Below are 22,467 nucleotides of genomic sequence, written 5' to 3' on the forward strand. Positions count from 1 at the left end.
TACGACTAAGCTCGGTATACATGGCAGGAAAGGGCAAAGGCACACACGGCGGCAAGATCAACACCCGTGAGCGACTCCAGGTAGTTGAACACTCGCTTCGTTCGCGAATCAACCGTGTGCGCACCCGCTTTCCGTACATGCTCCAAGCCACCATTGGTGCTGGCTTGGCCTATTGGGTGGCCCACGGATTAGTGGGCCACCCACAGCCGTTCTTCGCGCCGATGTCCGTGGTCATTATCCTCGGACTCTCCGGCGGCGACCGGCTCAGCCGCGCCTTCGAAATGGCGATGGGCGGCGTGATGGGCGTCGCCCTGGGAGATTTGCTCTTCCACTCCACCGGCATGACTGGGCCGCTGCAAATTACCCTCATTGTGTTCATCGCGCTGATTGTCGGCTCGCTGCTGACAAAATCAGTGCTGGTGAGCAACCAGATCGTCATCGGCTCTATCCTTATCGCCACGATCTTGCCGCCCGATGTCTCCAACGGCGGGCTCGAGCGCGCGATAGACGCGCTGATTGGCTGCGTCATCGGTATCGCCACCATCGCGCTATTGCCGAATTCGCCGTTGACCAACGGGCGCAATGAGATTTCCAAGGTACTGGCGATTATCTCCTCGGTGCTTGACGATGTCGTCGCCGGCCTACGCGACAATGACTCCAAAGTCATCGACCAAGCCATGGATGCGGTCAACAACTCACAGACCGAGATCAACAGCATGCTGGCGGCCGCGAAATCCGGCAAGGAAGTCACTAAAGTCTCGCCGTTGATGTGGAGCTCGCGCCGGCAGCTGCGCTCTTTTGAGCGCATGCTCGACCCCGTCGGCAACTGCGTACGCCTGGTCCAAGTGCTCGCGCGCCGGGCTGGCGTGCTGTGTGAAGACGGCGATAAGGTCAGCGATAAACAAATCGCGCTGCTGGAAGAACTCGCCGATATCGCACTGGGGCTATCGTCGGTCTATCAAAAACGCACCAAAGTCATCGAAGCCCAAGAAATCCCCGCGCTAATTAACCGCTTGCGCGACGTTGCCGCAGAATCCGGCACCGAGGTCTTGGATAAAAATTCGGTGCTCTCTGCCTATGCCATTCTCGCGCAGACCCGCTCAGTGGCAGTCGATTTGATGATCGTGTGCGGCATGTCGCGCGAATCTGCCGTGGCACAGCTTAAACCGACCTCGAAGACTCCGGCGTTTCCACCCGAGGTCTAGCCCTCGTCGTCTAGCCCTTGCCGTCTAGCTCTCTGCGCGCACGACCTGTAAATCGCGCAGGTGGCGGTAAAACGTCGAACGCTTCACGGGGCGCTTCGCGCTGACGCCATCGACGGTCACGCGCAAATCAGGCCCACCAGCCTGCAGCGCCCTGCCGGTGAGCGCCGAAGCAGAATCCAACTGCCCCAGCGCTGCTTGACCCGCGACCTTTTGCTTCAACCGCTCCCACCGGCTTTTTGCCTCTGGGTACGCGAAAGGCGTGCGCGCGGCAGCGGCCACGATCCCGGGCGCATCCAGCATCGGCACTAGGCGCGCCCCAAACTGCTGCGACCCGGCAACCAGCGTCGTGTCATCGACAATAATTTCGCCGACTAGCGGCCCGTTCTCCCACGCGCTGATGACCGCGGAACCCGCCACCGCAAGCCCGGTGTCATTGCGAATCAACGGCACCGGATGTACCGAACCCTCCAAGGCCAGCTTCATCGCGGAATCGATATCAGCCGGAATATTCCAGTTCTGCGCGGCAGTGGAGACTTGCGCTCCACTGCCGGCTTTTTTCGACGCTCCTTCGCCAAGGACAGGGACGTAACCGACCTCCGCCCACATATAATCCGCTCGCATCATGCGCGTTAACACAGCTGAAAGCGCGGCATCGTCGCCGATGACCACAATGCGTAAGGGATCATCGATAGGCTGCGGTGCAAACTGCGGCGCGCCCAAATGCGATACATCCGGCTGCTTCGCAATTTCATCCAGCGACGGGGTAGGGTCAACCGGCAAAATTGCCGCCGCAGCTTCATCGATTATTTTTAGTTCTTGACGCGTCGGAATCGCCGATACCTGGTGATATTCAACATCTGGCACCGGGACATCACCGCAGCGCAAAATACGAACCTGCATGGCTAAATACATTATCACTGGCGATAAAGGTAGAGTTAACGCGTATTTAGCCTTAAATCTAGGAAGTGAATAACCATGGCAGCTATCGTTATCGTCGGCGCCCAATGGGGCGACGAAGGCAAGGGCAAAGCTACAGACATCCTGGGTGGACGCGTGGACTACGTCGTCAAGCCCAACGGTGGTAACAATGCTGGCCACACCGTTGTAGTCGGTGGCGAAAAGTACGAACTCAAGCTGCTGCCCGCCGGCATCCTCTCCGAAAACGCCGTGCCAGTGCTGGGCAATGGCGTAGTTATCAACCTCGAAGCACTCTTTGAGGAAATTGAAGGCCTCGAAGCCCGCGGCGCTGATGCCTCCCGCTTGCGCATTTCCGCCAACGCGCACCTAGTTGCGCCATACCACCAGACCTTAGACCGCGTGCAGGAACGCTTCTTGGGCAAGCGCGCGATTGGCACCACCGGCCGCGGTATCGGCCCAGCATATGCCGACAAGGTCGCGCGCGTCGGCATTCGCGTGCAGGACATCTTCGACGAATCCATCCTGCGCCAGAAGATCGAGTCCGCACTGGATATCAAAAACCAGATGCTGGTCAAGATGTACAACCGCAAGGCGATTGACCCGGAGACCATCGTTGAATACTTCCTGTCCTACCGTGATCGCCTCGAACCTATGGTCGTGGACTCCGAGTACGAGCTCAACACCGCGCTCGATGCCGGCAAGCACGTGCTCATGGAAGGCGGCCAGGCCACCATGCTCGACGTCGACCACGGTACCTACCCATTCGTGACCTCGTCCAACCCGACCGCCGGCGGCGCATCGGTAGGCTCTGGCATCGGTCCAACCCGCATCACCCACTCCCTGGGCATCATCAAGGCGTACACCACCCGCGTGGGCGCCGGACCATTCCCAACCGAGCTCTTCGATAAGTGGGGCGAATACCTCCAAACCACCGGCGGCGAGGTCGGCGTCAACACCGGCCGCACCCGTCGTTGTGGCTGGTACGACTCCGTGATTGCGCGCTACGCATCGCGCGTCAACGGTTTTACTGATTACTTCCTCACCAAGCTCGACGTACTCACCGGCATTGGCGAAATCCCCATCTGCGTGGCCTACGACGTCGATGGCGAGCGCTTCGACGAAATGCCACTAACTCAGTCGCAGTTCCACCACGCGCAGCCGATTTATGAAACCATGCCAGCGTGGGACGAAGACATTACCGGCTGCACCACCTTTGAGGAGCTGCCACAAAAGGCACAGGATTACGTGCTGCGCCTCGAGGAGCTGTCCGGCACCCGCATGTCCTACATCGGCGTTGGCCCTGGCCGCGATCAGACCATCGTGCGCCACGACGTGCTCGACGAGAAATAGTAAAAGGAGCAGCCTTGGAGTCCTATATCGGTAGCCCCCTGACCTCGAATGCTGTTCGGGTTCTCATGCTCGGCGGTGGTGAGCTGGCCAAAGGTTTGGTGGGCGCGTTTCAAAATTTGGGCTTGGAAGTCCACGTGGTTGACCGCTATGAGGGGTCTCCAGCGCAGCAGGTTGCACACTTTAGCTACACCGCGGATATCGATGATGAAAAGGCCGTGCTCGATTTAGTCGAGCACATCAAGCCGGCTTATGTCGTGCCAGAAATCGAGGGCGTAGCAGATGAGGCTTTGCATGCGCTTCACGATGACTCCGCTGTCACCGTTGTGCCCACCGCCCGGGCGTGTGAGCTTACAAGTGACCGCAAGAAGCTCCGCGAAGTCGCAGAAAGCCTCGGCTTGCCAACGACCGCGTACAAGGTCGTAGAAACCTTCGACGCTTTGAAAGAAGCGGTGAACGAGCTCGGTTTGCCGTGCATTATTAAGCCAGATGTTGCAACCTCTGGGCGCGGGCATGTGCTGGTCAAAGACGAAGACCAACTCAAAGACGCGTGGGATAATGTGCGTCGCGGCAAAAAGAACTCCTGGGTTGTCGCCGAGCGCTTTGTGGATTTTGACTATGAAGTCATCATCATGGCGGTGCGCTCGATTGACCCAGAAACGGGCAAGCTCGCAACGTGGTTCTCAGAGCCGATTGGCTATGAACATGCGCGTGGCAACCTCGTGGATTGCTGGCAGCCGAAGACGATGAGCCAGCGTGCCTTTGAAAATGCGCGCTCGGTAGCAGCGCGTATTTCTAACGAGCTCGGCGGCCGCGGCATCTTCGCGGTGGAGCTGTTTGTCGCAGGCGACGATATCTACTTCTCCTCGGTGACCCCACGTCCTTCTGATAAAGCGATGCTGACCGAAGCCACCCAACGCTTTTCGCAGTATGAATTGCATGCGCGCGCCATTTTGGGCCTGCCGATTGACATCACGCTGGTCTCACCGGGCGCTAGTTCTTTGCTGCACGCAACCGAAGAGATCGACGAAGTCACCTACTCGGGCGTTGAAGAAGCCCTGCAGGTTGCAGAAACCGATGTCCGCCTATTCGGTAAGCCTTCGGCATACCCCGGTCGGCGCATGGGGCTTATCATGGCCACCGCCGACGATGTCTCCGAAGCCCGCGACCGCGCTGCGATCGCGGCATCGAAGATCACCATTAGCGCCGCCCCGGGGTTAGTTCCTAAACCGGAACTAACCGAAGAGAACGGGGCGACCTCTGAAAAGGAGTTATCCTCCGATGAGGTCGAAAGCTCCGAGTGAGCTATTAAGGTGCGTGTTTGAATACTCGCGCCCGCTTGGGCTGCGATAACGCACACGCCCCCGGCGGTGCATGCGCCCACGCCGGGGTGGCGCATTCGGGTCATCGTCGTTAGCGCCGTTGTGGTACTTGCACAACATCGCAAGATTCTCCGGCGTAGTCTGCCCACCCAGGTTGTGAGGATCTAGGTGGTGCACTGGGCAACGGTCAGCAGGTACTGCACACCCGGGCCACGGGCACACGAGGTTTTCTGCAGTCGCCAAGATGCGCTGTTTCACCGAAGCGAAGCGCGCCTGGTATAAATTCACCGGTCCGCGCGTGGGGTGAAAGAGCCCGGCGAAAATATCGCTACCTAATTGCCCAGCGAGCAGAGCTGAGAGAAACTCCGCGCCGGTCATGGTGGTGCCATCGGAAAGCCCCAGCACTACGTCATCGCCGCGACCTCCTAAGATTTTACGCAGTCATCCAGCCCCACGGCAATTACTGTGCGATACACCGGCTCCACCAGCGCTGCGCCGCTGTCTAAATGCTGCCACAGCGCAGCCAACAGCTGCTTCGAGCGCTTCTGCGGCACAGCTACTCGGGTAGCTGCGGTGCTGCCAGCATCAGTGCGGTGCTTGATTACGGCGTCGAGGGTCTTTTCCAAGTCCGCGATGCGACGCTGCGAATCAGTAACCGACATCGTGCGCATGCCGTGTTTCGGGCGTCCAAAGCGTACCCCAGCCTCGGGCGGCCGCGGGCCTAAAATCTCTTCCACGCGCGCCGCAGCATGCGCGTTGACTTCCTCATAAGAACCAGTCATTGCCACGAGCTCCGCGCGCAAAGCCCACGCTTGCCCGCGGGATTTGAGACGCAGGGCGTGGCGGTTGATCATCGTCAAGCGATCAATGCTTAACCCGGCCTGCTCCGCCGCAGCGACTGTCTCGCGCTGTACCTTCGGCGAATCTGCCGGACCCAGAAAAGACTCCGCCGTGCGCTTCCATGCCTTGGCTTGGGACGGCGAATAACCCAGCTCTATGACGTCATACGCGCTGCGGAATTGGCACGCGCGCATGACCGCAACGCCATGTGCGGCAATCTGAGCAAGCGACTGGAAGATGTCCATGTATTCGAGCTAAGCCCAGCTTCCAAAGCCTGTCTAGCCCAAGCCGCCCGAGCCTGTGGATAACTGCGTTGACACGTCACCCAACCCCCGGAGTTATCCACAGGCAGGCGTTGGGGCATAGGAAAAGCGCGGGAGACTAAAACGTCTCCCGCGCTGAAGGTCTCCCGCGCTGATTCTCTGTTGCGTTTTAAGCCTGTGGGCCTGCGTGGCGGATCATGTCCTCCCACTCCACAATCTTTACGCGCTCGCGCTCGAATTCTTCACCAGCGGCGCGCTCGGCTGCGTCCAAGCGACCCCAGCCTTCCCAGGTGGTGATCGCTACATCGCGGGACTCCAACAGGTTAACAATCGCTTCAGGGTCGCGCTTGTCAGCTGCGGTGAGCTTGCCGGACACGTAGTCCTCAATGAGCATGGTGGTGGTGTCCTTGGCATCGGACTTGGTGTTACCAATCAAGCCGATAGGACCGCGTTTAATCCAGCCGGTGGCGTAGAGGCCAGGGATGGATTCACCGGTGGAAGAGTCGATGACGTGGCCGCCGTCGTTCGGGATGACGGACTTCTTCTCATCGAAAGGCACACCGTCGACGTGCTGTGGGTGGTAACCAATCGCACGGTAGACAGCCTGTACTGGCCAGTCGGTGAACTCGCCGGTGCCGGTGACGTTGCCGTTGCCGTCGAGCTGGGTGCGCTCGGTGCGAATGCCCACGACCTTGCCGTCTTCGCCGACAATCTCGGTTGGAGATTCGAAGAAGTGGATGTAGATCTTGTGCGGGGCATCGCCTGGCTCGCGCATGGCGTAGCTTTCCAGCGTCTGGCAGACCAGGTCAACGGACTTGGACTCGCGGCGCGCAGCTTCCGATGCGGCGTCGTAGTCGATGTCCTCTGGTGCGACGATGACCTCGATGGTTGGGGACTCGTCGAGCTCCTTGAGTTCCTTCGGGGTGTACTTTGCCTGCGCTGGGCCGCGGCGGCCGAACACGTGGACTTCCTTGGCCTTGTTCTCCTTGAGCGACTGGTAGACGTTGTCTGGGATTTCGGTAACCAGCAGCTCATCGGCGGTCTTAGCCAAGATGCGGGAAACGTCCAAAGACACGTTACCCACGCCGATAACAGCGACGGACTCAGCGCTCAAGTCCCATTCGCGCTTGAAGTTAGGGTTGCCGTCGTAAAAGCCCACGAACTCAGCGGAGCCGAAGCTGCCGTCGAGTTCTTCACCAGGCAGACCCATGGCCTTGTCCTGGGTCGCGCCGGTAGCGAAGATGATGGCGTCGTAGTATTCGTGCATTTCATCGACGGTGATGTCGCGGCCGACCTCAATGTTGCCGAGGAAGCGAATCTCATTCTTTTCCATCACGTTGTGCAAAGACTGCACGATGCCCTTGATGCGTGGGTGGTCAGGGGCAACGCCGTAGCGGATGAGGCCGAATGGGGCTGGCATCTTCTCAAACAGGTCAATCTGGACGTCCAGTTCAGATTTCACCAGAAGGTCAGAAGCGTAAATGCCGGCAGGGCCAGAGCCAATAACAGCAATCCGGGCAGGCTGGTTGGACGCGTGGACGTCCGCGGTGGTGCTCATCGGAAGATTCGTCTCCTTGATAATTCGAATAGTGCTTAAAGTCTACGTTGTAGAATAGGCGATGTCTGTGGTAACAATCACCTCTCACCTTGGGTTTTAAGCCCCTCCTAACAGCGTTTGGCCAGTGTATTGGCGGTGCGCGGCGGGTGCATAAAAATATTGCTACTTTTCGTATTCCGCGTGGATTGTGCGCTGCTCGGATAGAATTGAGGGCAGTATCCATGCCTTTAAAACGAAAGGTCTACTTTCAATTATGCCTGAAACCCGTTCGGCGCTTCTGAGCGCGCTTGGTTTGAGTTTCGACGAGATTGATGTGGCCGGCTTGGCTGCAAAATCGGGGGTCGCCGTCGTGCGTCTTTCGCAGCAGCCGCCGAAGGTGGCAGAGATTGTTGCTGCGCAGCCGCTTGCCGATGGCCCCGCGTTCGTCGAAGGCTCCGGCGATAGTCACTTTGATGCTGTGGTGGCAGCGGCGTTGGGAATCCCGTTGGTCATTATTGCTCGCGGGGATTCGCGCGCGGCGATGTTGGCTGAGCGCCACGCTAAGGATATGCACGCCACGGTGGCGGGTGTGTTTAGCCCAGAGCAGCTTAGCGATGAACGCGCGTTGCGCCGTGCGGTGAATTTGAACGTGAAGCCGGTTATGTCGGCGCCGGTCTTTGAGCACAACCTTTTGGAGCAAGCGAAGAAGGTTGGCGCGCACGTGGTGCTGCCGGAAGGCGACGATGACCGCATCTTGTTAGCCGCTGGTGCTTTGTTGGAAAAGGGCGTGGTGAAGCTAACCATCTTGGGTGAGCCGGAAGCTTTGGAATCGCGGGCAGCGCAGCTGGGCGTGGATTTACATGATGCGACCTTGCTGGATCATGTGCGCTCACCGTTGCTGGAGGAATACGCGCAGAAATTTGAGCAGCTGCGTAAATCCAAGGGCGTGACCATCGCGCAGGCGCGTGAGACCATGAAAGATATCTCGTACTTCGCCACCATGATGGTGCACTGTGGCGCAGCCGATGGCATGGTCTCGGGTGCCGCGCACACGACCGCGCACACGATTAAGCCGTCGTTCCAAATCATTAAGACGGTGCCGGAAGCATCTGTGGTTTCGTCGATCTTTTTGATGGTCATGCGCGGGCGCCTGTGGGCATTTGGTGATTGTGCGGTTAATCCCAATCCGACGGCAGAGCAGCTGGGGGAGATCGCGGTGGTCTCAGCGCGCACGGCGAAGCAATTTGGTATCGACCCGCGCGTGGCGATGTTGTCTTATTCCACCGGCACCTCCGGCGCTGGGCCAGACGTTGAGCGCGCGGCGGCAGCGGTTGCTAGTGCCAAGGCGATTGACCCACAGGTCAAAATTGACGGTCCGCTGCAATTTGATGCTGCTTGTGACCCTGGCGTTGCGGCGAAGAAGATGCCGGACTCCGAAGTCGCAGGGCACGCGAATGTCTTTATCTTCCCGGACCTGGAAGCCGGAAATATCGGCTATAAAACCGCGCAGCGCACGGGTGATGCCTTGGCGGTGGGGCCAATTTTGCAGGGCTTGAAAAAGCCGATCAATGACCTCTCACGTGGTGCGACGGTGCCGGATATCATCAACACGGTTGCGATCACGGCGATCCAAGCGGGAGGGAAATAATGTACTGCTTGGTTATTAACTCAGGGTCTTCGTCGATCAAATTTCAGATCGTGGATCCGGAGTCTTCGGCAACTGATGAGCCTTTGGCCTCTGGTCTGGTTGAGCAGATTGGTGAGCCACAGGGCGCTATCAATATCACCGTCGAAGGCGAGAAATCGCGCGAGGAGCTCGAGGTTGTCGACCACACCCAGGGCTTAAAGCGCGCATTTGAGCTTCTCGATGCCCGCGGGGTCGGCCCTTCGCAGTTGGATTTCTTCGCGGTCGGGCACCGCGTGGTGCACGGTGGCAAGCTCTTTTCAGAGCCAGTGCTTATCGATGCCCAAATTGAGTCCATGATCGAAGACTTGATTCCTTTGGCGCCGCTGCATAACCCAGCGAACTTAGATGGCATCCGCGTCGCCCGGGAAATCCTGCCGGACCTGCCGCACGTGGCGGTCTTTGATACGGCCTTTTTCAATCACATGCCGCCGGCAGCGGCGCTATATGCGATCAATAATGAGGTCGCATCGCAGTACGATATTCGCCGTTACGGCTTTCATGGGACCTCGCATGAGTTTATTTCCCAGCAGGTCCCGAAAGTACTCGGCCGGGATCCGGAGCACACGCGGCAGATTACGCTGCACTTGGGCAATGGTGCATCGGCAGCTGCGGTGCACAATGGTCGCGCGATGGATACCTCGATGGGGCTAACTCCGCTCGCAGGTTTGGTTATGGGTACGCGCACCGGCGATATTGACCCCGGCATCATCTTCCATCTGGCGCGTGAGGCGCAGATGAGCATCGACGAGATTGATGTCTTGCTGAATAAAAAGTCCGGTGTCAAAGGCCTGGCCGGTGTCAACGACTTCCGCGCGCTGCGCGAGATGATCGATGACGGCAATTCCGATGCCTGGCTGGCCTATAACATCTATATCCACCAGCTGCGCCGATTCATCGGCTCCTACATGATCATTTTGGGCCGCGTCGACGCGATTACTTTCACCGCTGGTGTGGGCGAAAATGACGTCGAAGTGCGCGCGGATGCGCTTGCGGACTTAGAGGTCTACGGCATCAAGATTGATCCCGAGCGCAACGCCGTGCGCTCCGATGAACCGCGCGTGATTTCCACCGATGATTCCACGGTGAAAGTCCTGGTCGTGCCCACGAACGAGGAACTCGCTATCGCGCAAAAAGCCGCGGCACTTACCCAGGGGTAAGCGCCTGAAAGCATCAACGGTGCGCGGGCGAAAGCCCAAGCGCCCTAGAACATCGTGACGGGACGGACTTGGTTTGCCAAGTCCACTAGCGCGTAGCGGTGACGGCTAAACGGCGCTTGGCGCGCGAGCGCACGCAGCGTATCGGCCAAGCCGTAGCGCAGGCCTCGCTGGGTGAACGGATACTCAAAAAGGTCATTTGGGGAGGCAGCTGCCTTGAGATTGGCGTCGCGCAAGAAGCTTAAACCAGCAGAAATGACGGCGATTTTGATCTGCAAAAAGCGCGGCTCATTCGTTGGGATTTCTTCCAGTCGGCGCGCAGCGCGGCGTACCCGCGATTCGTTGACGTCATAAGAGATGAGCTGCACAATCGTGGTCAACTGCGCCATGCGATGATGCCGTGAAGCATTCGGAACTCGGTCCAAGGTCGCAACCGCCGTTTCCACTTGGTTTTCCGCACGCAGCAAGCGGGCTAGGCCGAAAGCTGAAGAAACGGTCGTAGGGTTGGTGGACCACACCGTGCCATAAAGGCGCAGCGAGTTAAAGCGAATGCGCTTGGGGTCGGTGGTGACGTGTTCCCAGATGGTGGGGTCTTCAAAATAAGACTCGTCGAGCTCGAAGAGGTTCGAGGTAATATTCGCACACGCGCGCGCCACTGGCGGTTCCAAAAGCTGCTGTTCGGAATAGCCCAAAGACTGCAGCAGCAGCTCATTGACTGCCGCGAGCGCAAGCTTTGGCGCAGATTCGCCGGGCAAAATCTCCAAAATATTGGAAAAGTGCAGCTGCGCTGCTTCATAATCTTCCAAAAGCAGCTGGGTCACACCCGAATACCACTGGTAGCGCCAGTCCTGGCCGAGCCTTTGCTCGAGCTTATCCAGCCATTGCTTGGCCTGGCCGGTATAGCCAAGATCCAGCATAGAGCGCACCACGCCGAAAGGAATCTCAGCGGACTTTTCATATTCCACAGCTTGCATCGCCTGGCGCAGCGTTTCTAGCGCTTCCTGGGGCTCAGTATAGGAATAGCCCTGCAGCAGTGCTGCGCCGACATCGTCATGGTCCAGCAGTGGCGTGGGCAGCGCCGATACGACCTCGGGGGCGGTAATACGCACGGTGCGCTCGATGCCATCGATAAGCTGGTCGGTGCGAAACACCATGTGCTTGGTACCGAACGTGGAACGCGCCGGGGAAAATAGCGAGTGCTGCGCCGGGTGCTGGATGCCATCGCGAATGGCGATGATCTCGCGCAGCACACCGTAGAGCTGGGTACGCAGTTCGCTGATATCTTTGAAGCGCTTTTTCGGATCCGGGTTGGTCGCGCGCGTTAACAAGCGGTAGAAGGACACGTGCCGGCGCAGGCGCGGCTGCTCCGTCGGGTTGGGAATACCGGGCAAAAAGACGCCGTCTTCGCTCGGCAATTTCAAGGTCAGCGCAGCCAAAGTACGCCCGATGGTGTAGATATCGCTGGCTACCGATGGTCCTTCGGTGGGGACCTCTGGGGCCTGGAAACCCTTGGTGCCGTAGATATAGCCGAAAGCCCCGATGCCTGAGACCGCGCCCAAGTCAATGAGTTTGACCTGGTCTTCGGTGACAATGATGTTGTCCGGCTTAAGATCGTTGTAGACCACTCCGCGCGAGTGCAGGTAATCCAGCGCCGGCAGAAGCTCCAAGATATAGGCAATCGCGATGCTAAACGGCAAACGCTTATTAGGCAGTTCATTACGCCGTTTGCGCAGCGATGGACCGCCGACGTACTCCATGACGATGAACCCGCCCGGCACGCGCTCATCATCGATGAAGTTGAAGATCTTTACGATGCCCGGGTGAGTAATATCGGCCAGAAATTCCCGCTCGGCTTGCGCGGCGGCAGTTTCATCAGCGGATTTATGCGCCTGCATGCCTTTGAGTACCACCACACGCCCGGAGACAAAGTGGTCGTTGGCCAGGTAAATCCATCCCATGCCGCCGTGCGCAATCACGCCGAGGATTTCATACTGGCTGGCGACGATATCGCCGGGCTTGAGCTGCGGCGGAGAAAGCTTCTTTTCCTTAATAGCCTCCGTCGGGTCCATGAGCGCATCTTCGGGTGCGGTGGGAACCACAAACGGCAAGGTGACCATGCCATCGGCAACTTCGCGGTTGGTGCGCGCTGCCAAGCGCAGCTCGCGGAAAGTATCCAGCGCCTGCTGGCGTGAACGCTGCGAAGTATCTAGTAGATCGCCGCTCTGCTTTTCATTCCGATCGCGCAGCTGGCCCAAGTCTTTAATCAGCGCAGCAATATTATCAGGGTCGGTAAAAGACGCCTCGGAATCGTCGTCATCATCCTCGTCGGCAAAGGGGTCAAAAGCAACAGCGTCAGTGCGCTGGTTATCGCCGTCAGCATCGCCGAATTCATCATCATCGTCGGCAAAAGGATCGAAGGCAACTGCCTCGGTCGCAGCGCCCGTATCGCCATCGCCGCCCGCGGTGTTGTCACCCACAGCGTCGTCACTGGCAGTGCCATGACCAGCACCGACTTGCCGCAGCAGCGCGGCTACCTCAGCATCGGCAGCATTGTGGCTAGCGTCGGTGAATTCATCGTCGTCATCGGCGAAAGGATCGAAGGCAACCGCCTCGGTACCGGGCTCGGTTTTCTCCCCGTCTTCATCTTTGCCCTTATCGTCTTCCGGGGTGAGGTAGTTGAGCTCATCGTCAGAGAAATTATGCGTCATGACTGCTCCTCATCATCGTTGTCGCCGTTGTCGCCGCGGCGGCCTTCTTCTATATACTTCGGCTCCGGCAAAGTGGGAACGGGTAAGTAAGGGCCGAACCATTCATCGAAAAGCGAGCGCCACGTGCCATCTTCTTGGATGCGGTCGAGCGTGGAATTGACCTGGCGGATAAGCCCGCGGGAATCAAAGTGCTGGTCCGGTTTGCGCACGCCAATACCGTAAGTCTCCGTCGCCAAAGACTCACCCACGATGGAGGAGTACGGGTCCTGCGCCATCATCCCGGAAAGCAAAGTGTCATCAACAACTACCGCATTGGTCTGCCCCAACTGCAGCGACATTAAACAATCGCCCCAAGATTTGGTGATGAGCAAATTGGAATGAGGTGCGAAATCGGGGATTTTATCCAGCGCCGTTGAACCTTCCACCGCGCACAATGTACGCCCAGAGGTTTGCTCCACGGAAGTAATCCCGGAGCTTGTAGGCACCAACATGCGCGTATCGGTGATCATGTACGGCTGTGAAAACGCGATTTCCTTCTCACGGTCGGGCGTAATAGTCATCGTGCGAATAACTATATCCACGGTGCCATTAGCCAACGCGCGCGTACGGTCCGCGGACTGCAGGAAACGAAAATCCACTCGGTCGCGGTCGCCAAAGATGTCTTCAGCGATTTCGTGCGCGATCTCGACTTCGAAACCGCGCAGCTCACCGGTGGCGGCATCACGATAGGACAGCAGATTATGCGACTGATCCACGCCCACAATCAACCGGCCGCGCTCAATGATATTGGGCACGCGCTCTTCCGGGTCTTTGTCATCCGGGCGGTATGTACCGCGCAGTTCCGCATCGAAGTTGGACTCTTTCGGCGTGTATTCACTCGCCGGCATCCAGCGTGAGCCCACCGGCAGCGGGGAACCAGCAATGGGCGCGGTCAACGGGTCGGAATTCATTGCGCGCGGCAGTTCATTGGTCTCTTCATTTTGCTGCAGCGCCGGATCCGGCGGGATCTTACCGTCGTTGCGGGTGCCGCATGCGGTCATCGTCAAGCAAGCTGCGAGCAGCAACGCCGAAAGTGCACGAGTCTTAGTCATTAGAGGTACTCCTGCAATCGAGGGCGAATACCCAGCCACACGGCAAAGAGCGCAAGGACCGTGAGCATCATGACGGCAGAGGCCACAAAGGTCATCGCGGCAAGACCTTCGGAGATATAAGCGCGCATGGTTTCGCGCGAATCGGCAATCAGCTTGGTCAAAGCGTTATCCAGCGAGTTAAAGGCGGAGGCAGCGGTGGCGTCTTCGCCGGGGTCGGGGTTGGCTGCGGTGGCAAGGTGCAGGGCATCGTCATAGCGGCCAGAGCGCAGGGCGGAGACAAATTCCTCATGGGATACGCTCCAGGCATCAAGCGCTTCGCGCGCGGTGTTAATGGCCAGCTGGGTGCTGGTCAGGTCATCAGGTTCGGTGGAAGCCGGGGTGGTGGCTTCAAATTCGTCGAGGGCCTCGCGGATAGAGGATTCGACTTGCACGAAGGATACGGAGTCGTCTTCGGAATCGCGGCGCACCAAGGCCAAGGTTTCGGTCGTGCGGGCTTGCTGGGCGGCAATGCGCGAGGTGGTCAATGAGCTCCACGGGCTGGAGGCTTCTTCAAAGGCCTGGGAGCCCGCGGACCAGGTGGCGATATTGGCAATTGAGACCCAGAAAATAGCCAGGGTCATTAGCGAGGTGGCGGTGACAAACCCGCGGTTGAGGCGGCGGCGGGTAACGCGCCACAGCCACCATTGCGCCAGCAGCAGGAAGAATACGGCGGCGAAAAGGCCGGACAGTGGCACCCATTGTGGGGAGGTCAAGCTGCGTTGTTCATCGGCTACGCGCGAGGAGGTTATCGAGTACAGCCGGGAGGCAGCAGGCAGGATTTCTTCACGCATGATGGCCGAAGCATTAGACATGTACGCCGCGGAAACGGCATTGGACATGCGGTGGTTGGCGCGTGCATTTTCGACCATGCCGGTATATACCGGTAATTCGCGCTGGATAAATTGCACAAGTTGCCGGATTTCATGGTCGGCGGTGCCAGCGCCTTGAACGGCTTGGGTGGCAGCTACAGCAGCACGGTCGATGGCCTCGTTGTACTTTTGCCTGCTTTGCGATGATTCCACCCCGCCTTGCACAAAGCCTGTCGATGCCACAGTGTCCGCCAGTGACAGCGAAGTATAGAGATTATGCGCGGCATTGGCGGTGGGCTCAGTAATGGTGAGCAGCCGGTCGAGATCGTCTTGGCGCTCAGCGGAAGAATTCGACATGGATACACCGGCAGCGGCCAAAGCAACAGAAAGGGCGACGGTGATGGCGAACATGCGACCGGGGGTGGTCGTCATGAAATTCCAAATGCGCCGCAAAAGGCGCACGGGCCCTGAGAAGGTGGAGAGCGCGAATTGGGTGGCGGGATTGAACACCGGATTTGAGGGTTCTGTGACCTCATCTAGCCAGTGGTCATGGGAGCCGGGATCGGTTGATTCAGGAGAGGGGAAATCCTCGTCTTTAAGCTGCACATCTCGCTGCGCATCCCGATGCCCGGTCATTGTTTAAGACTAACGCAATCAAAGTGTGATCTTCTACCCACTGACACGAAATGTTGTGAAAATTGGGGCTGATGTGATTCGCTTCGCGCGCGCAGATGCTCGAGTAGGATAAATAACTATGGCTGGACGGGAAGCACTACACGCAAATGGTGACGGTTGGGCAGCAGGGCCCGGTGGGGTTCGCATGTGGGGACGCTATGGTGCTGCCGGGTTATTTCTTCTCGCGCGAAATAGTTCCGGGCCAGTGGTGTTGATGCAGCATCGCGCTGCGTGGACCAATTTCGGTGATACATGGGGCATTCCAGGAGGCGCGCGCGACCTTCACGAAAGTGCCGAAGAGGCAGCTGTGCGTGAAACCGTAGAAGAATGCGCAATAGATCCAAATCACGTCTCGGTGGTGGGGGCGGAAGTAACCGCCGGTCCTTTTGAGGCGGTAGCGGACTTACCCGGCGGGTGGACTTATACCACTGTTATTGCTCAAACCAGTGATGGGAATACGCTTGCTACCACGGCAAATGAAGAATCTAAGGAGCTGCGCTGGGTGCCAGTAGACCAGCTGGAAGAGTTGCAGCTCATTGCGCCGTTTCGGCAGGCACTGCCAAGGATTAGGCAGCTGATTGAACCCTTGATTTAAGGGGTAATCGGTGGGGTCAGCGGCCACACGAGAGGATTTTATGGCAACGTTGTGTGCATGATTGAAGTTCAAGGATTGACGAAACAATATCGGTCAGTCCGTGCGGTTGATGACCTCTCTTTTGAAGTCAAGCCTGGGAAAGTAACTGGGTTTTTAGGTCCTAACGGCGCGGGCAAGTCCACTACCATGCGCATGATTGTCGGACTTGATGAGCCAACCGCAGGTAGCGCGCTCATTCACGGCACGCCTTATTCGAAGCTGAAGAACCCACTGCGCACCATCGGCTGTTTGCTCGACGCCAAGGCAGTACACCCGAACCGCTCGGCGGCGGCGCACTTAAAGTGGATGGCGCAATCCAATGGCATTGCCACCTCACGGGTGAAGGAAGTCTTAGAACTTGTGGGCCTAAGTGATGTGGCCAAGAAGAAAGCCGGCGGCTTTTCGCTCGGCATGGGCCAACGTTTGGGCCTTGCCAGCGCTTTGCTGGGCGACCCAGAGATTTTGATTCTGGATGAGCCAGTCAACGGCCTTGACCCCGAAGGTATCCGCTGGGTGCGCTCTTTGGTGCGCGCGCTGGCGGCAGAAGGCCGCTCGGTTTTGATTTCCTCCCACTTGCTCTCAGAGATGGCCTTGACCGCAGACCACCTGGTTGTCATCGGACGCGGAAAATTGATTGCGGACCAGCCAACTTATGAGTTCGTGAAAGAGCACTCGGCGTCCAATGTCTTGGTGCGAACCGATTTCGTGCCGGAATTTTCCCAAGCTTTGGAAAATGAGAACGTGGAATTTACTTCCACCCACGATGAAGAAGGCCGCGAGCAGCTGCTCATTCGCGATCAAACCACTGATTACGTGGGCAACCTCGCTTATTCGGTGGGCGTGCCGCTGACTGAGCTAACGCTCAAGCGCGCTTCGCTGGAAGACGCTTTTATGGATCTCACTAGCGATTCCGTGCAGTACCATGCTGAGGCTCTACCGGGAGAGGACTCCGATGCTTCTTAATACTTTTCGCTCAGAGCTGACCAAGTTATTTACTACCCGCTCGGTGTGGTGGACAACCGGAGTATTCTTCTTCCTCGCCATCGGCTGGACTTTGTTGATGGTTCTTCCGGGCAACTCCCAGCCGGTGGAAGAGCAGATTCCTGTGCCACCTAATGCTTTAGTCACGGGTGTCTACAGCTTGGCTATGCCAGTGCTGCTCATCCAAGCCGTCATGGTCGTGACCACCGAATACCGCTTCGGGGTCCAAACCAACACGTATATGGCGAATCAAAACCGCGCGATGGTCGCGATTGTGAAAGCCGTGATGTACGCGGCTATCGCCGCAATCCTCGTGGTTGTCGCTATTTTGGCAGTCCTGGTGCTGGCGAAGCTGTTGCTGGCTGGTGAGATGGGCGAGCAATTTGAGATCTTTGACGATTTCACCAAACGCGCGCTGTGGGTCTTCCCGCTGGGCATGCTCATGCTCGTTATCTTTAGCCAGGGCTTAGGCCTGATTATGCGCCAGACCACCGGTGCGGTGGCGCTGTCGCTGATTTTGTACTTAGGTATCGACGGCATGGTGACCATGATTCCGAAAATCGGCGAGGACATCGTGCACTACATGCCATTTTCCGCGCTCAACACGTGGATCATGGATGGTGATGTTGCGGGTGCACCGTGGGATTCCGTGACCGGATCCGGACTGGTCTTTGCGGTCTGGGCGTTAGTAGCCTGGATTATCGGGCTAGTTTTGTTGGTCAAACGAGACGCATAGATGGCCGTTTCTTTACTTTTGGCATTGGCGCTGTTGTCCGCAACAGCGCCTTTTGCGACCGATATGTATCTTCCCACCCTGCCAGCGGTGGGTGCAGAGTTCGGTGCCCCTGACTCGGTAGTGCAGCTGACCCTCTCAGGGTTCTTTGTCGGCATGGCGCTGGGGCAACTGCTGGTGGGCCCGATTTCAGATGTCATCGGCAGGCGCCGGCTGCTCATTGCCGGCGCGATTGTGGCGCTTTTAGCCTCCGCTATCGCAGCACTCTCGCCGAGTATCGCCATCTTTGTCGCCGCACGCTTTTTACAAGGCTTAGGCGGCGGGGCATGCGTGGTGCTTGCGCGCGCCATGGTGCCCGACCTGCTATCTGGGCGCGAAGCCGCCAAGACCTACTCGATGCTGATGGCTATCTTGGCAATTGCCCCCGCCGTCGCACCAATCGTCGGCGGCCTGCTGGCAGAGCCGATTGGCTGGCGCGGCATCTACTGGGTGCTGACTGGCCTACACGGCGTGCAGCTACTAGTGGTCCTAAAAATCGTTCCCGAAACCGGTGGGCAAAGCCCCAGCGGCCAAAACCCCGACGGGCATGGCCCTGTAAATCAGGCTTTCTTGGTGCGCGTGTTATCGAACTACGCCACCGTGCTCAAAAGCCCGCGCTTTTGGGGATTTCTTACCGCGATGGCCTTCGCCTTCGCTTCCATGTTTTGCTACATCGCAGCATCGTCGTTTGTCTTCCAGCAGGAATTTGGGCTCAGCCCGCGCGGCTATGCCGCAGTCTTTGCGCTCAATGCCTTGGGCATGTGCGTGGGAAGTTTTGTGAACTCACGGTGCATCGACAAGCTAGGCACCAAGAAAGTCATGCTGGGCGGGCTGTGCCTGGCGCTCTTGGGCAATGTGCTGCTGCTGATTGCGGTCCTATCCGGCGCCGGACTGGTCTGGATTATTCTTGCGCTGCTGCTGTGCATTTCGCCCAACGGCGTCATCATGGGCAATTCCACGGCGATGGCAACTGGGCTCATGCGCACGCGCGCCGGCTCGGTCACTGCGATTATGGGCTTTGGGCAATCAGTGCTCGCTGCAGTCGTTGGTCCGCTGATGGGCCTAGGCGGAAATACCGCCGTGGTGATGTCCCTGGGTATGTCAGCGTGCATCGCGATTGCAGCGGCTGGCGCTGTGCTGGCAACTCGCGGTTTCACGGATTAGTCGCTGCACGCTGCTAATCCGTAAAAACTATTGCAGAGCCGACGACAGGCGCATGACATTGTCGATATAACGGCGTGCGAAACTGCGCTTATTCCACTCTTCCAAGGTCAATTCATGCGAGACCGCGCGGTAATTGGCGGCGAGCTCATTAAACTCCGTAATCAAATCACCCTGAGCAACCAACATGGTGGATTCATAATTGAGGCCGAAAGAACGCATGTCCAGGTTGGAAGAGCCAAACGCTGCCAGCGGATGCGACTTCAGGCGCAGGCCATCGTGGGTTTCTTCGGGGTCGGCGCGGCCGGCATCGGGGTCGGCGAGCACGAACTTCGAATGCAGCACAAAAGGCTCGGGGAATTGATAAATGTGCACGCCGGCTTCAAGCAGCGTTTGGTAGTACGAGGATTGCGAGTGGTCGACGACGAATTGGTCAGCGCGCCGGGATACATATAGCTCAACGCGGACGTCGCGGTAGGCAGCGGTGGTCACGGCATCGAGGAGTGCTTCATCGGGCACGAAATACGGCGAGCAGATAATCAACCGGCTCTTGGCGTGGTGGATGAGCGAGGTAAACATCCGTAGGTTCGGCTCGGTGGTATAGCCCGGGCCGGAAGGAATCAGCTGCAGATAGTTGGAATCGGGGGTTTCGCCTAGGTCCTCGAGCTCAGTGAGCATTTCGATGTACTCGCCCGACTCGGTGTACCAGTCCACAGCGAAGACCGACTGCAAAGAAACCACGATGGGACCCGTGAGCTCCACCATGTAATCAATCCAGGCGCGGTCTTTGGTCTTATACGCACGTTTGATGAGATTGAGCGAGCCGATGAAACCGCGGTTGCCGTCGATGATGACCAGCTTGCGGTGATTGCGCAGATCGGGGCGGCGGAAGCGGAATTTATGCAGCTGGATGGGCAGCATAAGCCGCCAGTCGACGTCGATGGCGCTGAGCCTTTTCCCAAGCGTGCGATAGCCCTTGTACTTGAAACTGCCAATCTGGTCGAAGAGGAATTTTACTTCCACCCCGCGCTGGCGGGCACGTGCGAGTGCTTGGAAAAAGGGGTCGGTCTCTTCGTCCCAGCTGGTGATGTAGATTTCGACATAGACATAGCGCTCTGCCTTGTCGATGGCATCGGCCATGGCCTGGATGCATTTTTTATAGTCAGCGTGTATGCCGATGTTGTGGCCAACGACCGCAGGAAAGCCCGTCAGGTGGCGGTTGAGCTTGATGATGGATTCGACTTCAGGCTGGATAATCTCAAAAGGATGGTCTGGCACGTCTTTGTGCGCGTCATCGATGGCGTCATCTGCCTGTTGCTGAATGCGGTGACGGCGCCGATTGATCTGCGGAGAACCCATGAGCAAAAACAGCGGCAGACCGATGAAAGGTAGCAGCAAAATAGCCAGCAGCCACGCCGTGGAAGAAGAAGGACGGCGGCCTTCAGGAACGAATCCGACAGCAAAGATTTTGATGGCGTAATCCAAAATGAAAAACGCCGCCTGCCAGAAACTTAAATCCAGGGATAAGCTCATGAAAAGGTACTAACGAACGGAATCGAAATCGGGAAGGTCATAATCTGCCCACAACAATACGTGGTCAGAGCTGCCTTTCTCAGCACGCTCATTTTTATCCAGGCCCGCGCCCGTGACTTTTTCCGCAAGTGAGGCAGAAGCCATCTGGAAATCGATGCGCATGCCTTCGTCTTTTTGAAAGCGCATCGACTTGTAGTCGTAGTAGGTCCAGCGGTCTTTTTCCGTAAAGCGGCGGGTGACTTCTTCCAGACCTGCTTCTTCTAAGCGCTGAAAAGCAGCACGCTCAGGTTCGGTGACGTGTGTCTTGCCGCGAAATAGCTCTAGGTCCCACACGTCTTCATTGCGCGGCGCGATATTAAAGTCACCGGTGAGCAGCAGCTTCTCGCGCTTTTTGCCCTCGGCATAGCGCGCCAAGCCGTAGAGGAAATCTAACTTATAGTCATAGTGGCGCTGAGTGATTTCACGACCATTAGGAACATACAGCGACCAGATTTCGACATTGCGAATCACCGCACCCAAAGCACGCGCTTCAGGGGCCTGTTCTTTTTCCTCATCATTGTGATAGCCCGGCTGGCCCGGAAAACCGGTGATGACCTCGGTAGGTTCTTCACGGCTGACAATCGCCACCCCATTCCACTGGTTCAAACCGTGGAACACGACATGGTAGCCGGCGTCTTCAAATAGGGCCCGGGGAAATTTATCGTCAGCGACTTTGGTTTCTTGCAGACACAACACGTCGATGTCGTGTTTGTCCATCAAGTTCAATGCTCGCTCACCGCGAGTGCGTACCGAGTTAATATTCCACGTGGCTATCCGCATGATTTATAGGTTACCTGGAATAACTTCGATATAGCGATGCCGGTGGTGCTCTAGCATCCCCAACTTCTCATACAGCGCCACCGCAGCGTCATTTCCTACGCTGACTTGCAGGTAGCACTTCTTAGCGCCCTCGGCAGCACCCCAGGCCATGGCAGCGGCAACCAAACGCGCGGCCAAGCGCTGACGACGTGCAGATTCGCTGACTTTCACACATGCAATGCCCAACCACTTGGTGCCGTCTTCGGACTTCGTGATGGTCGCGCGCAGCACTGCGCCGGCAGTCGCGGTGAAAAAGGCGAGGGGGGCATCGATAAGCGATGCATCTGTGAGATCAGTGCCGCCGTGATCAGTAATCTCCAGCCAGGCGGGGGTGGGCTCGGGAGAAATATCAACCTCGAGGGTGTCGTCGAGGTAGGGCTGGATATCGCTTAAATCATCCAGCGTGCGGGTCATGACGATCTTTTCCACATCGATATGCTCGTGCGGAAGCTTCAGCGCCGAATTGCCGATGCGCTCTGGCACCAACAACACGCACGGCAAATTATGGCTTGCGTAAAACGCCATGAGTTCTGCAATCGGCGCGGGCTCGAAACCGGCCGAAGGACCCAGCGGGACCGCAGAATTGGTGCGCTTGGTGATGCCATCGCCGGCGCGCATAAGCCACTGGCCATTGCTCGTCCACTGAGTGGCGTGCCCAAGATAGGACTTAGCCGAGGCGACTTCGACATGGCGAATATCTGAATTACGCACCGTGCGCGGCGACAGCTTTTTCACGACATAAAGCTCTTCTGCCGGGATGACTACCTCCGGCAGCGCAGAAGGAAACCCACCGACCATCTGCGGCCGGATAGTCAGTGGCTCGACTGCCACGACATGGCCGATGACATCGCTGTGCCCACCGCCTTTGAATTTGCGGCGTGCGACCACGCGGTCATCAACGCGGACGGGATCGGAGCGAAATGCCTTAGCCAT

Annotated in this window: 19 protein-coding genes; 9 read left to right on the forward strand and 10 right to left on the reverse strand. The window is 57.9% G+C overall.

The annotated features are described in order from the left end of the window. Positions 1-20 precede the first annotated feature (20 nt). Positions 21-1,205: an aromatic acid exporter family protein gene (locus C5Y44_RS08100; RefSeq protein ID WP_105324467.1), complete on the forward strand. Its 1,185-nt coding sequence runs from the start codon at positions 21-23 to the stop codon at positions 1,203-1,205. Between the two features lie 24 nt (positions 1,206-1,229). Here C5Y44_RS08100 and C5Y44_RS08105 read toward each other — a convergent pair whose 3' ends face one another. After that, entirely contained in the window at positions 1,230-2,105 is an 876-nt protein-coding gene (locus C5Y44_RS08105; RefSeq protein ID WP_105324468.1) for a hypothetical protein, read from the reverse strand. A gap of 75 nt (positions 2,106-2,180) precedes the next feature. Between C5Y44_RS08105 and C5Y44_RS08110 the strand changes: the two genes are divergently transcribed. Next, entirely contained in the window at positions 2,181-3,473 is a 1,293-nt protein-coding gene (locus C5Y44_RS08110) for an adenylosuccinate synthase (protein WP_105324469.1), read from the forward strand. A gap of 65 nt (positions 3,474-3,538) precedes the next feature. Further along, complete coding sequence (gene purT / locus C5Y44_RS08115; protein WP_233189922.1) at positions 3,539-4,774, forward strand: formate-dependent phosphoribosylglycinamide formyltransferase; 1,236 nt, start codon at positions 3,539-3,541, stop codon at positions 4,772-4,774. Here the strand turns inward: purT and C5Y44_RS13595 are convergent. From C5Y44_RS13595 to C5Y44_RS08125, 3 genes are all read right to left on the reverse strand, one after another. Beyond that, the gene (locus C5Y44_RS13595) at positions 4,742-5,197 is read right to left on the reverse strand and encodes an HNH endonuclease signature motif containing protein (RefSeq protein ID WP_369831079.1); all 456 of its coding nucleotides are present in this window, start codon (positions 5,195-5,197) and stop codon (positions 4,742-4,744) included. The two genes, purT and C5Y44_RS13595, sit on opposite strands and share 33 nt — an antisense overlap. A gap of 20 nt (positions 5,198-5,217) precedes the next feature. Next, positions 5,218-5,877 carry a hypothetical protein gene (locus C5Y44_RS13600; RefSeq protein WP_369831080.1) on the reverse strand — a complete coding sequence of 220 codons (660 nt, stop codon included), beginning with the start codon at positions 5,875-5,877 and terminating at the stop codon, positions 5,218-5,220. 187 nt (positions 5,878-6,064) lie between these two features. Then, entirely contained in the window at positions 6,065-7,453 is a 1,389-nt protein-coding gene (locus C5Y44_RS08125) for an FAD-dependent oxidoreductase (RefSeq protein ID WP_105324470.1), read from the reverse strand. A gap of 253 nt (positions 7,454-7,706) precedes the next feature. On the opposite strand from C5Y44_RS08125, the gene pta reads away from it, so the two are divergent. Next, positions 7,707-9,080, forward strand: a complete 1,374-nt coding sequence (gene pta, locus C5Y44_RS08130) for a phosphate acetyltransferase (RefSeq protein ID WP_105324471.1) — start codon at positions 7,707-7,709, stop codon at positions 9,078-9,080. Further along, positions 9,077-10,276, forward strand: coding sequence for an acetate kinase (locus C5Y44_RS08135; RefSeq protein WP_105324472.1), 1,200 nt, complete (start codon positions 9,077-9,079; stop codon positions 10,274-10,276). Before pta ends, C5Y44_RS08135 begins: the two co-directional genes overlap by 4 nt. 44 nt (positions 10,277-10,320) lie before the next feature. Here the strand turns inward: C5Y44_RS08135 and C5Y44_RS08140 are convergent, their stop codons facing one another. Genes C5Y44_RS08140 through C5Y44_RS08150 form a run of 3 tightly spaced genes read right to left on the reverse strand, consistent with a single transcriptional unit; the run spans position 10,321 to position 15,556 of the window. Beyond that, a complete protein-coding gene (locus C5Y44_RS08140; RefSeq protein ID WP_105324473.1) occupies positions 10,321-12,981 on the reverse strand; it encodes a serine/threonine protein kinase in 2,661 nt (886 codons plus the stop codon). Then, positions 12,978-14,072 carry a glutamate ABC transporter substrate-binding protein gene (locus C5Y44_RS08145; protein WP_105324474.1) on the reverse strand — a complete coding sequence of 365 codons (1,095 nt, stop codon included), beginning with the start codon at positions 14,070-14,072 and terminating at the stop codon, positions 12,978-12,980. The genes C5Y44_RS08140 and C5Y44_RS08145 overlap by 4 nt, the downstream gene beginning before the upstream one ends. Beyond that, positions 14,072-15,556 (reverse strand): hypothetical protein, encoded by a 1,485-nt coding sequence (locus C5Y44_RS08150; protein WP_233189914.1) that lies wholly within the window; start codon positions 15,554-15,556, stop codon positions 14,072-14,074. Before C5Y44_RS08150 ends, C5Y44_RS08145 begins: the two co-directional genes overlap by 1 nt. Before the next feature lie 118 nt (positions 15,557-15,674). On the opposite strand from C5Y44_RS08150, the gene C5Y44_RS08155 reads away from it, so the two are divergent. Genes C5Y44_RS08155 through C5Y44_RS08170 form a run of 4 tightly spaced genes read left to right on the forward strand, consistent with a single transcriptional unit; the run spans position 15,675 to position 19,146 of the window. Further along, entirely contained in the window at positions 15,675-16,190 is a 516-nt protein-coding gene (locus tag C5Y44_RS08155; RefSeq protein ID WP_105324475.1) for an NUDIX domain-containing protein, read from the forward strand. A 57-nt stretch (positions 16,191-16,247) separates the two neighbouring features. Next, a complete protein-coding gene (locus tag C5Y44_RS08160) occupies positions 16,248-17,192 on the forward strand; it encodes an ABC transporter ATP-binding protein (protein ID WP_066796516.1) in 945 nt (314 codons plus the stop codon). Further along, the gene (locus tag C5Y44_RS08165) at positions 17,182-17,946 is read left to right on the forward strand and encodes an ABC transporter permease (RefSeq protein ID WP_105324476.1); all 765 of its coding nucleotides are present in this window, start codon (positions 17,182-17,184) and stop codon (positions 17,944-17,946) included. Before C5Y44_RS08160 ends, C5Y44_RS08165 begins: the two co-directional genes overlap by 11 nt. Next, positions 17,947-19,146, forward strand: coding sequence for a multidrug effflux MFS transporter (locus tag C5Y44_RS08170; RefSeq protein WP_105324477.1), 1,200 nt, complete (start codon positions 17,947-17,949; stop codon positions 19,144-19,146). A gap of 27 nt (positions 19,147-19,173) precedes the next feature. On the opposite strand, the gene C5Y44_RS08175 is transcribed toward C5Y44_RS08170, so the two are convergent. From C5Y44_RS08175 to C5Y44_RS08185, 3 genes are read right to left on the reverse strand one after another with little or no spacing between them, the layout of a single operon-like run. Next, positions 19,174-20,676 carry a phospholipase D-like domain-containing protein gene (locus C5Y44_RS08175; RefSeq protein ID WP_105324478.1) on the reverse strand — a complete coding sequence of 501 codons (1,503 nt, stop codon included), beginning with the start codon at positions 20,674-20,676 and terminating at the stop codon, positions 19,174-19,176. Positions 20,677-20,685: 9 nt separating this feature from the next. Next, positions 20,686-21,495: an exodeoxyribonuclease III gene (locus tag C5Y44_RS08180; protein ID WP_105324479.1), complete on the reverse strand. Its 810-nt coding sequence runs from the start codon at positions 21,493-21,495 to the stop codon at positions 20,686-20,688. Between the two features lie 3 nt (positions 21,496-21,498). Continuing rightward, a complete protein-coding gene (locus tag C5Y44_RS08185) occupies positions 21,499-22,467 on the reverse strand; it encodes a GNAT family N-acetyltransferase (protein ID WP_105324480.1) in 969 nt (322 codons plus the stop codon).

The organism is Corynebacterium sp. J010B-136 (assembly GCF_002967075.1).
In the GTDB taxonomy this organism is placed as follows: Bacteria; Actinomycetota; Actinomycetes; order Mycobacteriales; family Mycobacteriaceae; genus Corynebacterium.

Excerpts from the sequence above, each read along its gene's own strand:
- C5Y44_RS08110 (WP_105324469.1), top strand. The coding sequence starts at position 2,181 with ATGGCAGCTATCGTTATCGTCGGCGCCCAATGGGGCGACGAAGGCAAG.
- C5Y44_RS08170 (WP_105324477.1), top strand. The coding sequence starts at position 17,947 with ATGGCCGTTTCTTTACTTTTGGCATTGGCGCTGTTGTCCGCAACAGCG.
- purT (WP_233189922.1), top strand. The coding sequence starts at position 3,539 with ATGCTCGGCGGTGGTGAGCTGGCCAAAGGTTTGGTGGGCGCGTTTCAA.
- C5Y44_RS08125 (WP_105324470.1), bottom strand. The coding sequence starts at position 7,453 with ATGAGCACCACCGCGGACGTCCACGCGTCCAACCAGCCTGCCCGGATT.
- C5Y44_RS08145 (WP_105324474.1), bottom strand. The coding sequence starts at position 14,072 with ATGACTAAGACTCGTGCACTTTCGGCGTTGCTGCTCGCAGCTTGCTTG.
- C5Y44_RS13600 (WP_369831080.1), bottom strand. The coding sequence starts at position 5,877 with ATGGACATCTTCCAGTCGCTTGCTCAGATTGCCGCACATGGCGTTGCG.
- C5Y44_RS08180 (WP_105324479.1), bottom strand. The coding sequence starts at position 21,495 with ATGCGGATAGCCACGTGGAATATTAACTCGGTACGCACTCGCGGTGAG.
- C5Y44_RS08155 (WP_105324475.1), top strand. The coding sequence starts at position 15,675 with ATGGCTGGACGGGAAGCACTACACGCAAATGGTGACGGTTGGGCAGCA.
- C5Y44_RS08150 (WP_233189914.1), bottom strand. The coding sequence starts at position 15,556 with ATGACCGGGCATCGGGATGCGCAGCGAGATGTGCAGCTTAAAGACGAG.
- C5Y44_RS08100 (WP_105324467.1), top strand. The coding sequence starts at position 21 with ATGGCAGGAAAGGGCAAAGGCACACACGGCGGCAAGATCAACACCCGT.
- C5Y44_RS08165 (WP_105324476.1), top strand. The coding sequence starts at position 17,182 with ATGCTTCTTAATACTTTTCGCTCAGAGCTGACCAAGTTATTTACTACC.
- pta (WP_105324471.1), top strand. The coding sequence starts at position 7,707 with ATGCCTGAAACCCGTTCGGCGCTTCTGAGCGCGCTTGGTTTGAGTTTC.
- C5Y44_RS08175 (WP_105324478.1), bottom strand. The coding sequence starts at position 20,676 with ATGAGCTTATCCCTGGATTTAAGTTTCTGGCAGGCGGCGTTTTTCATT.
- C5Y44_RS08185 (WP_105324480.1), bottom strand. The coding sequence starts at position 22,467 with ATGGCTAAGGCATTTCGCTCCGATCCCGTCCGCGTTGATGACCGCGTG.
- C5Y44_RS08140 (WP_105324473.1), bottom strand. The coding sequence starts at position 12,981 with ATGACGCATAATTTCTCTGACGATGAGCTCAACTACCTCACCCCGGAA.
- C5Y44_RS08105 (WP_105324468.1), bottom strand. The coding sequence starts at position 2,105 with ATGCAGGTTCGTATTTTGCGCTGCGGTGATGTCCCGGTGCCAGATGTT.
- C5Y44_RS08160 (WP_066796516.1), top strand. The coding sequence starts at position 16,248 with ATGATTGAAGTTCAAGGATTGACGAAACAATATCGGTCAGTCCGTGCG.